Origin of the sequence: Curvibacter sp. APW13, from assembly GCF_032337135.1 — a bacterium.
GTDB lineage: Bacteria > Pseudomonadota > Gammaproteobacteria > Burkholderiales > Burkholderiaceae_C > Allorhodoferax.
The window spans coordinates 176,569-189,685 of sequence record NZ_JAVXZZ010000001.1; the positions used below are offsets into that span (position 1 = coordinate 176,569).

The 13,117-nt window shown below is 60.2% G+C and carries 13 protein-coding genes; 2 read left to right on the forward strand and 11 right to left on the reverse strand.

The window, feature by feature from the left end:
* Positions 1–128: 128 nt before the first annotated feature.
* The 3 genes from trmD to rpsP all read right to left on the reverse strand — a co-directional run bounded on the left by trmD (position 129) and on the right by rpsP (position 1,715).
* Positions 129–818: a tRNA (guanosine(37)-N1)-methyltransferase TrmD gene (trmD, locus tag RQP54_RS00760; RefSeq protein ID WP_315676196.1), complete on the reverse strand. Its 690-nt coding sequence runs from the start codon at positions 816–818 to the stop codon at positions 129–131.
* A 9-nt stretch (positions 819–827) separates the two neighbouring features.
* Positions 828–1,391 carry a ribosome maturation factor RimM gene (gene rimM / locus RQP54_RS00765; protein ID WP_315676197.1) on the reverse strand — a complete coding sequence of 188 codons (564 nt, stop codon included), beginning with the start codon at positions 1,389–1,391 and terminating at the stop codon, positions 828–830.
* Positions 1,392–1,463: 72 nt separating this feature from the next.
* Complete coding sequence (gene rpsP / locus RQP54_RS00770) at positions 1,464–1,715, reverse strand: 30S ribosomal protein S16 (RefSeq protein ID WP_315676198.1); 252 nt, start codon at positions 1,713–1,715, stop codon at positions 1,464–1,466.
* 118 nt (positions 1,716–1,833) lie between these two features.
* Here rpsP and RQP54_RS00775 point away from each other — a divergent pair, with 118 nt between their 5' ends.
* Positions 1,834–2,355, forward strand: coding sequence for a GNAT family N-acetyltransferase (locus RQP54_RS00775; RefSeq protein ID WP_315676199.1), 522 nt, complete (start codon positions 1,834–1,836; stop codon positions 2,353–2,355).
* 43 nt (positions 2,356–2,398) lie between these two features.
* Here the strand turns inward: RQP54_RS00775 and RQP54_RS00780 are convergent, their stop codons facing one another.
* The 8 genes from RQP54_RS00780 to RQP54_RS00815 all read right to left on the reverse strand — a co-directional run bounded on the left by RQP54_RS00780 (position 2,399) and on the right by RQP54_RS00815 (position 12,118).
* Positions 2,399–3,409, reverse strand: a complete 1,011-nt coding sequence (locus tag RQP54_RS00780; RefSeq protein ID WP_315676200.1) for an inorganic phosphate transporter — start codon at positions 3,407–3,409, stop codon at positions 2,399–2,401.
* 22 nt (positions 3,410–3,431) lie between these two features.
* Positions 3,432–4,076, reverse strand: coding sequence for a DUF47 domain-containing protein (locus RQP54_RS00785; RefSeq protein ID WP_315676202.1), 645 nt, complete (start codon positions 4,074–4,076; stop codon positions 3,432–3,434).
* Positions 4,077–4,159: 83 nt separating this feature from the next.
* A complete protein-coding gene (locus RQP54_RS00790) occupies positions 4,160–4,528 on the reverse strand; it encodes a DMT family protein (RefSeq protein ID WP_315676204.1) in 369 nt (122 codons plus the stop codon).
* 181 nt (positions 4,529–4,709) lie between these two features.
* Positions 4,710–5,438: a substrate-binding periplasmic protein gene (locus tag RQP54_RS00795; protein ID WP_315676206.1), complete on the reverse strand. Its 729-nt coding sequence runs from the start codon at positions 5,436–5,438 to the stop codon at positions 4,710–4,712.
* A 127-nt stretch (positions 5,439–5,565) separates the two neighbouring features.
* Positions 5,566–7,035, reverse strand: coding sequence for a methyl-accepting chemotaxis protein (locus RQP54_RS00800; protein WP_315676208.1), 1,470 nt, complete (start codon positions 7,033–7,035; stop codon positions 5,566–5,568).
* Between the two features lie 385 nt (positions 7,036–7,420).
* Positions 7,421–10,009: a bifunctional aconitate hydratase 2/2-methylisocitrate dehydratase gene (gene acnB, locus RQP54_RS00805; RefSeq protein ID WP_315676210.1), complete on the reverse strand. Its 2,589-nt coding sequence runs from the start codon at positions 10,007–10,009 to the stop codon at positions 7,421–7,423.
* Positions 10,010–10,081: 72 nt separating this feature from the next.
* On the reverse strand, positions 10,082–11,074 hold the full coding sequence (locus RQP54_RS00810) for an HpcH/HpaI aldolase/citrate lyase family protein (RefSeq protein ID WP_315677728.1): 993 nt from the start codon (positions 11,072–11,074) through the stop codon (positions 10,082–10,084).
* Between the two features lie 57 nt (positions 11,075–11,131).
* Positions 11,132–12,118: a malate dehydrogenase gene (locus RQP54_RS00815; protein WP_315676212.1), complete on the reverse strand. Its 987-nt coding sequence runs from the start codon at positions 12,116–12,118 to the stop codon at positions 11,132–11,134.
* A gap of 182 nt (positions 12,119–12,300) precedes the next feature.
* On the opposite strand from RQP54_RS00815, the gene RQP54_RS00820 reads away from it, so the two are divergent.
* The gene (locus RQP54_RS00820) at positions 12,301–13,107 is read left to right on the forward strand and encodes a GntR family transcriptional regulator (RefSeq protein ID WP_315676214.1); all 807 of its coding nucleotides are present in this window, start codon (positions 12,301–12,303) and stop codon (positions 13,105–13,107) included.
* Positions 13,108–13,117 lie beyond the last annotated feature (10 nt).

A 13,117-nucleotide genomic window follows, 5' to 3' on the forward strand; every position in this document is an offset into this window, starting at 1 on the left:
ACCGGAATTGGTATCAATCCATCACGCCGAATGCGGACGAACCTGCCTGTACAGAGGATCGGTTAGCCTTTCATTATAACCCGAGCCCCAAGCCTGGGGCAAACTGGGCCACTGACACGGTGGGCAGCTCAGTCCTTGAGCAAGTCAGGACGCAGCTTTTTGGTCAGTTCTCGACGCTGCTGCATGCGCCAAGCCTCGATCTTTTCATGGTGCCCGCTCAGCAGCACCTCCGGGACACGTTGGCCTTCCCACTCTTCGGGGCGCGTGTAGTGCGGGCAATCCAGCAGGCCCTGAACCGCCGGGTTGAAACTGTCTTGCACATGGCTGTCCTGGTCACCCAGTACGCCCGGCAGCAGGCGCGCGACGGCATCCAACAGAACCATCGCGGGCAATTCGCCACCCGACAAGACGAAATCGCCCAGACTGATCTGCATGTCCACATAGCGGTCGATGAAACGCTGGTCCAGTCCCTCGTAACGACCGCAAATCAGGATGGCGCCTTGACTTTGCGCCCAGGTTTCGACCCGCGCATGGTTCAGCGAATCTCCGATCGGTGAAAACAGTACAACGGGAGCCCGATCCTGCCGCTGCGCCCGGATATGCTGTACGGCTTGCGCCAGCGGCTCCGCCATCATCACCATGCCTGGGCCTCCACCGAATGGACGGTCGTCGACACGGCGGTAGTTGCCGGGCGCGAAGTCACGCGGGTTGGTCAGATGCAGTTCCAGTGCACCGGACTCAAAGGCCCGCCGATTGATGCCCACCGTGGTCAGTGGCGCAAACATCTCCGGAAACAGGGTGATGACGTCAAAGCGCACGCGACACCATCAGTAATCGGCCTGCCAGTCGACCAGGATCTTCTTCGCCGCCAGGTCCACCTTGTCGACATAGGCCGACACAAAGGGGATCATGCGCTCGGCAGCTTTGCCATCCAGCTCGTATTCAAGCACCAGCACGGTCTGCGGACCGGTTTCCAGCAGGTCGCGCACCACCCCCATGGACTGGCCTTCGCGGTTGTCAACCTGCAGACCGATCAGGTCGACCCAATAGAACTCGCCTTCCTGCGACGGCGGAAAGTCCGTCCGGGACAGGAAGATGCGTGCGCCGCGCAGGGCCTCAGCGCCCGTCCGGTCGGCAATACCCTTGGGACCAGCCACAATGGAATCGGAGTGGTATTTCACCTGGGCCAGCTGCAGGCACCCGACCCCGGAGAATGTCTTGGCACCCTTCTCCGCTGGCAGCAGGAACCATTGCTTGGCAGCAAAAAGGGCCTCGGTGCTGCTGTTGTGTGGCAGCACCCGAAACCATCCCTTGATGCCCCAGGCATCGCCGATGCGCCCCACTTCGACGGCGTCATCAGGCAAGGTGGTTGGTTCAAGGCCGGTCAGCATACGGATTGAGACTCCAGAAACGCAAAAAGCGGGCGCACCCCAAAAGGGTACACCCGCCTTCAGGCAGGAAAATTAGGCAGCCTTCTTGGCGGCTTGGGCGATCAGGCGCTCCACGGTGGGAGAAGCCTGGGCACCGACGCTCTTCCAGTAGGTCAGGCGGTCCTGGGCAATGCGCAGGCCTTCTTCGTTGGCGGCGGCGATGGGGTTGTAGAAACCGATGCGCTCGATGAAACGGCCATCGCGGCGGTTACGCTTGTCGGCAACAACGATGTTGAAAAAGGGGCGGGCTTTGGCTCCACCGCGAGCAAGTCGAATGACGACCATGATTTATCCTTCGGGGGTGTAACAGTTTTCACATGTTTCTCGGAGTTTGAGACACGCAACTACCCACCCGGGAAGTGACACTCCGAAAAGCCGACGATTATAACCCTGCATTTCCCAAATGACCACCCTGCGCCCAGCACACGACAGCGATCTGCCCGCCATCACCGCCATTTATGCCCACCATGTCCTGCATGGAACCGGCACTTTTGAAACCACGCCCCCCACCGAAACCGAGATGGCCGCACGACGCGCCGACGTGCTGGGCAAAGGCCTTCCATACCTGGTGCTGGAAAACAACGGTACGGTGCAAGGATTCGCCTACTGCAACTGGTTCAAGCCGCGCCCCGCCTATCGGTTTTCCGCAGAAGATTCGATCTACCTCGCACCACAGGCTGCTGGCAAAGGCTATGGAAAACTGCTGCTCTCGGAGCTGATGGCACAAGCGGAGCGGGCCGGTGTACGAAAGCTGATCGCCGTGATCGGGGACTCGGCGAACGCCGGCTCGGTCGGCGTACACCGCAGCTGCGGATTCGAACACGCAGGCACCCTCGATGCCTGCGGCTGGAAATTCGGCCGCTGGCTTGACGTAGTCTTGATGCAACGTTTCATCGGCCAGGGCAACACCACGAACCCGGAATGAAAAAGGGAGCCTTGAGGCTCCCTTCCGGTGCATCAGATCATCGTCAGAAAAGCATCAGACTGATCCAATAGGCGATGGCCGCCATGAATGCGGACGCCGGGATCGTGAAGATCCACGCCCAGACAATATTGCCCGCCACACCCCAGCGTACGGCGCTTGCCCGCTGCGTGGAGCCGACACCGACAATTGCACCGGTGATGGTATGTGTGGTCGAGACAGGGATACCCAAGCCGGTAGCGAGGAACAAGGTGATGGCGCCACCGGTCTCTGCGCAGAAGCCCCCTACTGGCTTGAGTTTGGTGATCTTTTGCCCCATGGTCTTGACGATGCGCCAACCGCCGAACATGGTTCCCAGACCGATCGCTGCATAACAGGAAATGATCACCCAATTCGGGGGGTTCTTGTCTTCCGCAGCGCTGTATCCTGTGGCAATCAGGAGCATCCAGATGATTCCCATGGTCTTCTGCGCGTCATTGCCGCCGTGACCGAGGCTGTAGGCACCAGCGGAAAGCAGCTGCAAACGCCTGAACCAGGTATCCACCTTGCTTGGGCGCGTTCGGCGGAATATCCAGGCCACGATCACCATGATGAGGGAACCCAGCACGAAACCAAGGAACGGCGCAACGAAAATGAACGCGACCGTGGTCAGGATCTTTCCAGGAATCAGCGCACCTGCGCCAGCCTTGACGATGACCGCGCCGACAATCCCGCCCAACAGCGCATGCGAAGATGAACTGGGAATGCCGTAGTACCAGGTGATCACGTTCCAGGCAATCGCTCCCGACAGGGCGCCAAAGACCACATGGATATCGATCACTCCCGGCTGGACAATGCCCTTGCCCACCGTGGCCGCAACACTGAGCTTGAAGATCAGGATGGCGATGAAGTTGAAGAACGCCGCGAACAGAATGGCCTGTCCGGGGCGCAAGACGCCTGTTGACACCACTGTCGCGATGGAGTTGGCGGCGTCGTGAAAGCCATTCATGAAGTCGAATGCCAGCGCCAACAGCACCAGCATCACGACCACCCACAATCCGGTTTGTGCGGTATCCATAAGTCAGGTTCTCCGCCCGGAATCAGGAGTTCTCAAGGATGATGCCCTCGATGACGTTGGCAACGTCTTCGCACTTGTCGGTGATGGTTTCCAGCAACTCGTAGATCGCCTTCAGCTTGATCACTTCCCGCACATCGGGCTCCTCGCGGAACAACTTGCTCATCGCGGTGCGCATCACGCGGTCTGCGTCGGACTCGAGGCGGTCAATCTCTTCGCAGGTCTTGAGCGCCGCTTCGGCGGTGGCCTGATCGGCAATGTTTCCCAGAAGCTTCACGGCATCGCGCAGTCGCTCGCAGCACTTCAGACTCAAATCGGTCAGACGCACGATTTCGTCGGTCATGTGCCGTACGTCGTACAGCGCCATGGTCTCCGCAGAATCCTGGATCAGGTCCGCCACATCGTCCATGGTGTTGATCAGCGAGTGGATCTGCTCGCGGTCAATGGGCGTGATGAAAGTCATGTGAATGGCCTTGTTGCAGTCGTGCGTCACGCGATCTGCCGCACGCTCCGCGTCATCCACTGCCTGGTTGTACTTGGCGCGCAAGTCCAAGTCACCATAGTTCGCCACCAACTGGGAGAACGCCTTTGCCGCTTCCACCACACGATCCGCATGCTGGTTGAACATCTCAAAGAAATTGCCTTCGCGGGGCAGCAGCTTTCCGAACATAGGAGGGTCTCCAGGAAAAATTCTGGCAAGAAAATTAGGGTTAAACGAAGGCGGGAGTGTAACCGCTGCCCCCGAAATGCCCCTCAGGCACCCCGAAATACAAAATAGACCGCACCCACCAGGCACAGCCCAGCCCACAGGTAGTCAAGCTTGATGGGCTGATCCAAATACAGCACCGAGAACGGTACAAAGATAGCCAGTGTGATGACCTCCTGAAGGATCTTCAACTGGGCTACAGAGAAACCTGCCTGCTGAAAGCCAATTCGGTTCGCCGGTACCTGAAGCAGGTATTCGAACAGTGCCACACCCCAACTCAGCAACGCAGCAACATACCAGGGGGCCGTGGCCATGTTCTTCAGATGTCCATACCATGCCACTGTCATGAACACATTGCTGGCCACCAACAACAGCACGGTCTGGGCAGGCAACGGAATCGACGTCATGAAACTCATGCCGCCATTATCCAAGCAGTGCAGCCACCACTGCCTGGAACAAGCGCCTCGCCTTTCCCCCCGGACAATCACCCGCAGCTGACTGCGTGTGCCTCGATTACCCAACCAAAGAACTGGCCCGTGCCACCTTTGCCCCCCGGCTTACGCACCACTCTTGGGGGGATACGGCAGCTACCACCGACTATTTGGCAAATATCTTGGCGTATCCGCCCGATGCCTTCAGCTTGGCCAAGCCTGAATCAAACTTGTCCGCATACATCTTCGCCTTGGGATTCTTCTTCGAGAAGAAAATGTAGTATTCCATCTGCTCGGACGCCTTGGGGTGGTGCGTAATGAGCTTTGCCTCTTCGGGCGTCAAGTGCTTGGCAATGAGCGCATATCCCACCTCCTTTGAGGTTTCGTACACATCCAGGCGCCCCGCGGCCAATTTCTTGAAATTCAACTCTTCCTGGGGAACGGACTCGGCGGCAATTCCCTTGTTCTTGTAGACCGTTTCGTTCTTGTACCCAATGGTGACCCCGACCTTGTACTTCTTCAGATCATCGATGGTCTTCCAGTCAAAAGGCACACTTTTCGGGAAGAAATACACCGACTCATCGGTCATGACAGGCGACTTGGCAAACACGAACGTGGCCTCACGCTCGGGAATCTTGCCCCAGGGAAAACTGCCGTCTGACTGGCCCTCCTCGACCATGGTCGAACTGCGCTTCCACGGATAGTAGCTGTACTTCACCTCAATGCCCTCCAGCTTGAAGGCTTCTGTCACGACCGTTTCCAGCAGTTTCCCTTTGGGGTCCTTCTCGGAGGTGAAGGGAGCCCATTCACCGATCGCCAAATTGATTACCTCGGCCGCATGCGCGCCACCCAGGCCAGCAGCAGCCAGCAAGAGAGACAAGAAGAATTTCCTCATGACGCTACTCCTCGAAAAAATGGTCGTTGAATGCCAGGAAAACCTTAGCCCTGACTGTTGCACCTTACGTCTAGCCCACTGTCCTTGTCAATCAACAAAAACAGCGGTCTCCACCAGAGCGAAGCGGTTAGCGAAGCGCAGGCAGGTGCGCCTCATTTCCGAGTTTGAAAACGCTCACCGCCTGGGCGAGGTGTGACGCCTGGGTCTGCATCGACCCGGCGGCAGCAGCAGCCTCCTCCACAAGCGCGGCATTTTGCTGCGTGTTGGTGTCCATATGACGCACTGCTTCGTTGACCTGGCTGATGCCGAGGGTTTGTGCTTCGCTGGCCGACTGGATCTCCGCCATGATGCTGGTGACCTTGCTGACGCTGTCCACAATCTCAGTCATGGTGGTACCGGCCTCATCGACCAGCTTGGTGCCAATCTCAACGTTACCCACCGATTCGTCGATCAGTGATTTGATTTCCTTGGCGGCAGAAGCAGATCGCCCTGCAAGACTGCGGACTTCGCTGGCGACCACCGCGAATCCCCGCCCCTGCTCACCCGCACGCGCTGCCTCCACTGCGGCGTTCAGGGCAAGGATATTGGTTTGGAATGCAATACCATCAATCACGCTGATGATGTCCACGATCTTGCGCGACGACTGATTGATGGCCCCCATGGTCTGCACCACCTGAGCCACCACGGCTCCCCCCTTGGAAGCGACATCGGCTGCAGTACCCACCATGCGGTTGGCGATTTGCGCGTTCTCGGCGTTCTGCTTCACAGTTTGGGTAATCTCCTGCATCGAAGCAGCCGTTTCCTCCAATGCGCTGGCCTGTGACTCGGTGCGATTCGAGAGGTCCATATTGCCGCTGGCAATCTCATTGGCTGCATGCGTGATGGTCACGATGCCGCCACTGACCTGGGAAATGATCTGCTGCAGCCGGTCGATGAAGACGTTGAAGCTGTCAGCAACCCGGTTGAACTCATCGGTCTGAGCGCGAGGAATGCGCTTCGTCAGATCTGCCTCGCCTTCCGCAATGTCATGCAAGGCTGCACCAATCTGCGCCAACGGGTTGAGCACCATGGTGCTGAGAATGCCGGACAGGGCAACCACGATGATGATGTCCAACACCAGTATCTGGACCACGGTCCAAACCAGTTCATCACGCAAGGCCTTGTTGATCTCGGCATAGGAAACGTACACGGTCACCTTGCCCACAGAGTTGGCCTTGCCACCATCCATGTACTCCATGTCAGTGGCCTTGGAGTAATCAAAGGCCGGTGTTTGTGTTCCAGGCTGAGGCTTGCCATCGCTACCCCGAACCGTCCCTCCAACGATTTTTTCACCGTTCTTGATGACTATGCCCGAAATGAAACTGGCCCCCATTTCGGAATTCAGACCCTGGTCGATCTGCGCCTTGTCGAAATTCCAGATCGCCCCCGGCAGGCCGGACGCCAAGCGCCCCAAGGTCGCGTCGACCTGATGCTGCATGGACGCCTCAAGGCTTGCCTTGGCCCGAAAGTAGTTGACCGCTCCGAACACCAACAGCAAGACGGAAACGATTACCACGAACAAGAGATTCAATCGAAACTTGATGCTGGATGTGCTCATCATTCACCTCTTTTAGGAATTGACCAACGTCCTCCAACATCCTAGCCTGATTCGCCGTGAAGCGCTGCAGGTTTCGTCTTGGCGCAACCACGTAGTTACCCTAGCCCCCAGCCGCCCCCTCACGGGATGGACAAACAGCCCCAAGCAGCACGTTCGATAGAGGTTTGGCGACAGGGACTGGGGAATACAAGGGGAAGATTCGGTGCCTCCAGACGTCGCCACACGCCAGCGGCACTCCAGGCGCTCAAGGATTTCCTGGCGAGCGACGCCGTGGCCACTGCGTTTGCGAAGCTGTCGTACCGTCGGTACCGCGTTGACCGGAAAGCAGCCCCGGAAATGAAAACGGCCCCGAAGGGCCGTTTCTCATGCATCGACGGTCGAACGCTCAGGCGACGGTCTTGGCGGTCTCTGCGTACTCTTCGATCTGGTCGAAGTTCATGTACTTGTAGATCTGGTCCGCCTTGGCAGTGATGACGCCGGTGGCCGCCAGGTACTCTTCCTTGGTCGGCAGCTTGCCCAGCTTGGACGCCACGGCAGCCAGTTCGGCCGAGCCCAGGTACACGTTGGTGTTCTTGCCCAGACGGTTGGGAAAGTTGCGGGTCGAGGTGGAGATGACGGTCGCGCCTTCGCGCACCTGGGCCTGGTTGCCCATGCACAACGAGCAGCCGGGCATTTCGGTGCGCGCACCGGCAGCACCGAAGTTGGCGTAATGGCCTTCCTTCATCAGCTCAGACGCATCCATCTTGGTGGGCGGTGCCACCCACAGCTTGACCGGGATGTCACGGGCACCGCCCAACACGGTGGCTGCCGCGCGGAAGTGGCCGATGTTGGTCATGCACGAGCCGATGAAGGCCTCGTCGATCTTGGCACCGGCCACTTCGGACAGGGTCTTGGCATCGTCCGGATCGTTGGGGCAGCAGACGATGGGCTCGACGATCTCGTTCATGTCGATCTCGATCACGGCAGCGTACTCGGCATCCTTGTCGGCCTTAAGCAGGCTGGGGTTGGCCAGCCATTGCTCGACCTTCTCGATACGGCGGGCCAGGGTCTTGGCGTCCTGGTAACCATCGGCAATCATGTTCTTCATCAGAACGATGTTGGAGCGCAGGTACTCGGCGATCGGCTCGGGGTTGAGCTGCACCGTGCAGGCGGCAGCGGAACGCTCGGCGGCGGCGTCGGACAGTTCGAACGCCTGCTCCACCTTCAGGTCGGGCAGACCTTCGATTTCCAGCACGCGGCCGGAGAACACGTTCTTCTTGCCCTGCTTGGCCACGGTCAGCAAACCGGCCTTGATGGCGTACAGGGGGATGGCATGCACCAGGTCACGCAGGGTGACGCCGGGCTGCATCTTGCCCTTGAAGCGCACCAGCACCGACTCGGGCATGTCCAGCGGCATCACGCCGGTGGCGGCGCCGAAGGCCACCAGGCCGGAGCCTGCGGGGAAGGAAATGCCGATGGGGAAGCGGGTGTGGCTGTCGCCACCGGTACCGACGGTATCGGGCAGCAGCAGGCGGTTGAGCCAGCTGTGGATCACGCCGTCACCGGGACGCAGGGCCACGCCACCGCGGTTGGAGATGAAGGCGGGCAGCTCGCGGTGCATCTTGGCATCGACCGGCTTCGGATAGGCAGCGGTGTGGCAGAAGGACTGCATCACCAAGTCGGCGGAGAAGCCCAGGCATGCCAGGTCCTTCAGCTCGTCGCGGGTCATCGGGCCGGTGGTGTCCTGGGAACCCACGGTGGTCATCTTGGGTTCGCAGTAGGTTCCGGGGCGAATGCCCTGGCCTTCGGGCAGACCGCAGGCGCGGCCGACCATCTTCTGCGCCAGGGTGAAGCCCTTGCCGGTGTCCTTGGGCGCCTGGGGCAGGCGGAAGGCCGTGGAAGCGGCCAGACCCAGGAATTCACGGGCCTTGGCCGTCAGGCTGCGGCCGATGATCAGGTTGATGCGGCCGCCGGCACGCACTTCGTCGAGCAGCACCTGGCTCTTGAGCTGGAACTCGGCCACGGTTTCGCCGTTCTTCAGGATCTTGCCATCGTAGGGCAGCACGTCGATCACGTCGCCCATTTCGAGCTTGGTCACGTCCACTTCGATCGGCAACGAGCCGGAGTCTTCCTGAGTGTTGAAGAAGATGGGGGCGATCTTGCCGCCCAGGGTCACGCCGCCAAAACGCTTGTTCGGCACGAAGGGGATGTCCTGACCGGTGGCCCAAACCACGGAGTTGGTGGCCGACTTGCGGGAAGAACCGGTACCGACCACGTCACCCACATAAGCGACCAGGTGACCCTTCTTCTTCAGGTCTTCGATGAACTGCATCGGACCACGCTTGCCGTCTTCCTCGGGCTTGAAGGCCGCGTCGGGACGGGTGTTCTTGAGCATCGCCAGGTAGTGCAAGGGGATGTCGGGGCGGCTCCAGGCGTCGGGCGCGGGCGACAGGTCGTCGGTGTTGGTTTCACCGGGCACCTTGAACACGGTGACGGTGATCTTCTTCTCGACTTCGGGACGGCTGGTGAACCACTCGGCGTCGGCCCAGCTCTGCATCACTTCCTTGGCCTTGGCATTGCCAGCCTTGGCCTTGGCCGCCACATCGTTGAAGAAGTCAAACATCAACAAGGTCTTTTTGAGCGCGTTGGCAGCCACACCGGCCACTTCGGCGTCGTCCAGCAGCTCGATCAGGGGATGCACGTTGTAGCCACCGACCATGGTGCCCAGCAACTCGGTGGCCTTGGCCTTGGAGATCAGGCCAACCTTGATGTCACCGTGCGCGACCGCGGCCAGGAAGCTGGCCTTGACCTTGGCAGCGTCGTCCACACCCGGGGGTACGCGGTGGGTCAGCAAGTCCATCAGGAACGCTTCTTCGCCGGCGGGCGGGTTCTTGATCAGCTCGATCAGCGCTTCGACCTGTTTGGCATCCAACGCCAGTGGCGGGATACCCAGGGCAGCGCGTTCGGCAACGTGGGCGCGGTAGGCTTGCAACATCTCTCTACTCCTCAAAAAAACCATCAAAACCATCAGTTGCCCGCGCAGAATGTGCGCAGACAGCTTCCAAATTCATAGCAACTCGTTCGACGTCCGGTCAAAATACGGCTGCATCTGTGTCGGCATCTCCATGCCAGCCTGGTGGGCGCGCTCCAGCACCTGCCAGAAATAGCGGAAACTGGCGCGGTCGTGCAGCTTGCCATCGACGGACACCGGCCCCCATTCCTTGTCGCGCGCTGCCACCATGATGGCACCAGCCTGCACCACCTCGTCTGCAGTGGGCGACAAAGCAGCAACGATGACAGGGATTTGATCCGGGTGGATGCTCCACATGCGGGTGTAACCGAAAGCCTGGTAGGCCATGCGGGCAGCACGGCCCAGCAAGGCCGTGTCCTTGAACTCGGTGACCACACAATGCGAGGGCACCTTGCCGAAGGCGTGGCAGGCACTCGCAATGGCGAGCTTGGCCCGTACCACCAGCGGGTGGTGAAACTGGTCCAACGCGGCATCTTCCCCCCGTCCGACCGTCATGGCCTGGGAAGGAATGGCTCCACCATGGGCCGAGACGAAGTCCATCAGACCGAAACTCACCGACTGCACCCGCGGATGGGACGCAATGGCAAACGCCTGCTCCACCGCCCCCGGGGACTCGATGAGTACGTGCAGCGGCAATGCATGGCCACCAGCCTGGTTCACGGCCGCCACGGCGATGTCGACATCGTCGCGCGACTCCACCTTCGGGATCATGAGGTAGCGCAACGCACCGCCTGCCTGTCCCACGATGGTCTGCACATCGGCCGCAAACGAGGGGTGATCCACCGGATGCACACGGGCACCGACGCGCCGCACAGATGCTAGCAATTTGCTAGCGGACTGCGCTTGATTGGCGAGGGCTACCACCAGATTGGCATGCTCGACTTCGGCCCCAACCGGGGCGCCGTCCTCGCAGTCCAGGGTGACGTCGAATGCGCACACCCCGTGCTGCTCAATGGAACTGGCCTGCAGCTGCAGGCTCTTGACCATCCGCGCCTCGACACCGCAATAGTGGTCGCACACGGGCAGCATGCCCGTGGCGCCCTGGGCGCCGAGAAGTATGTCGCGCGGATGGGTCACTGCAGTGGCTTACAGCAGGTGCTTGACGCCGTCTTTTTCGCCTTCCAGTTCAGCCAGGGTCTTGTTGATGCACTCTTGGCTGAAGGCGTCGATCGGCAGGCCTTCGACAATCTTGTACTCGCCGCCCTCGCAGGTGACGGGGTAGCCGAACATGACTTCCTTGGGAATGCCGTACTCGCCGTTGGAAGGAATACCCATGGTGACCCACTTGCCGTTGGTGCCCAGGGCCCAGTCGCGCATGTGGTCGATGGCTGCGTTGGCGGCGGAAGCAGCAGACGACAGGCCACGGGCGGCGATGATGGCGGCACCACGCTTGCCCACGGTGGGCAGGAAGGTGTTCGCATTCCAATCGTGGTCATTGATGGTGTCCTTGACGGACTTGCCATTCACCGTGGCGAAGCGGTAGTCGGCGTACATGGTGGGCGAGTGGTTGCCCCACACGGCCAGCTTCTCGATGTCGCCCACGGCGCAACCGATCTTGGTGGCGATTTGCGACGCAGCGCGGTTGTGGTCCAGGCGCAGCATGGCTGTGAAGTTCTTGGCCGGCAGGTCAGGAGCCGACTTCATGGCAATGTAGGCGTTGGTGTTGGCGGGGTTGCCGACCACCAGCACGCGCACGTTGCGCGAAGCCACGGCATTCAGGGCCTTGCCCTGGGCGGTGAAGATCTGGGCGTTGGCGGCCAGCAGGTCGGCGCGCTCCATGCCGGGACCGCGGGGACGGGCACCCACGAGCAAGGCGTAGTCGGTGTCCTTGAAGGCGGTCATGGGGTCGCTGTGGGCTTCGATGCCGGCCAGCAGGGGGAATGCGCAGTCTTCGAGTTCCATGATCACGCCCTTGAGCGCGTTCTGGGCTTTTTCATCCGGAATTTCGAGCAATTGCAGGATGACGGGCTGGTCCTTGCCCAGCATTTCGCCAGAGGCGATGCGGAACAGCAGGGCGTAACCGATTTGGCCAGCAGCGCCGGTAACGGCAACACGTACGGGTTTTTTGCTCATGGTGAGACTCCAGAAAGGTAAAGGAAACTTGGAGGGTGCTCGGTTTGACCTAGCGCAAACCAGCCCCAAGTGCCATGGAGTTTACCCCCGAAAATGCGCGACGGTCAACTTGTCTTATGTCTTATATAAGATATGATTGTGAGAAATTCGCAAGTCTGACTTCGCCCTGACAAAACGACCGTATGAACACCCCCAACACCCCTGCCAACGATGCAGCGGCAGCCAGCGGCGCAGATGCTTTGCCGTCTTCGGGCGGTGTTCCCACGCCATCGTTCAGCCCCCTGTACCAGCAAATCAAGGCACTCATCCTGCAAAGCCTGCAGGCCGGCGAGTGGAAACCCAGCAGCGCCATTCCCAGTGAACTGGAACTGGCGGCACGCTACAAGGTGAGCCAGGGCACGGTGCGCAAAGCCATCGACGAACTGGCCTCGGAAAACCTGCTGGTGCGCAAGCAGGGCAAGGGCACCTTCGTGGCCACCCACGCCGAGCGCCAGGTGCAGTACCGCTTCCTCAAGCTCATGCCCGACTCGGGGGACTTGAACAGCGAAGGCCCGGCACAGCGGCGCATCATCGACTGCAAGCGCGTGCGCGCCTCCACCGAAGTGGCCAAGGCACTCGGACTGAAAGTGGGCGAGCCCGTGCTGCAGGTCCGCCGGGTACTGGCATTTGCCGGCATTCCCACCATTCTTGAAGACCTGTGGCTGCCAGGCACCCCGTTCAAGGGGCTGACCGCGGAGCGGCTGGACGACTACAACGGCCCCATGTACGGCCTGTTCGAAGCCGAGTTCGGCGTACGCATGGTGCGGGCGGACGAAAAGATCCGCGCCGTGCTGCCGACCGAAGACCAGTGTGAATTGCTGCAGATCAAGGCACAAACCCCCTTGCTGCGGGTAGAACGCATCGCCTACACCTACAACGATGTCCCGATGGAGTTGCGCCAGGGCCTGTACCTGACGGACACCCACTACTACCACAATGCGCTGAGTTGAGAATTGATGT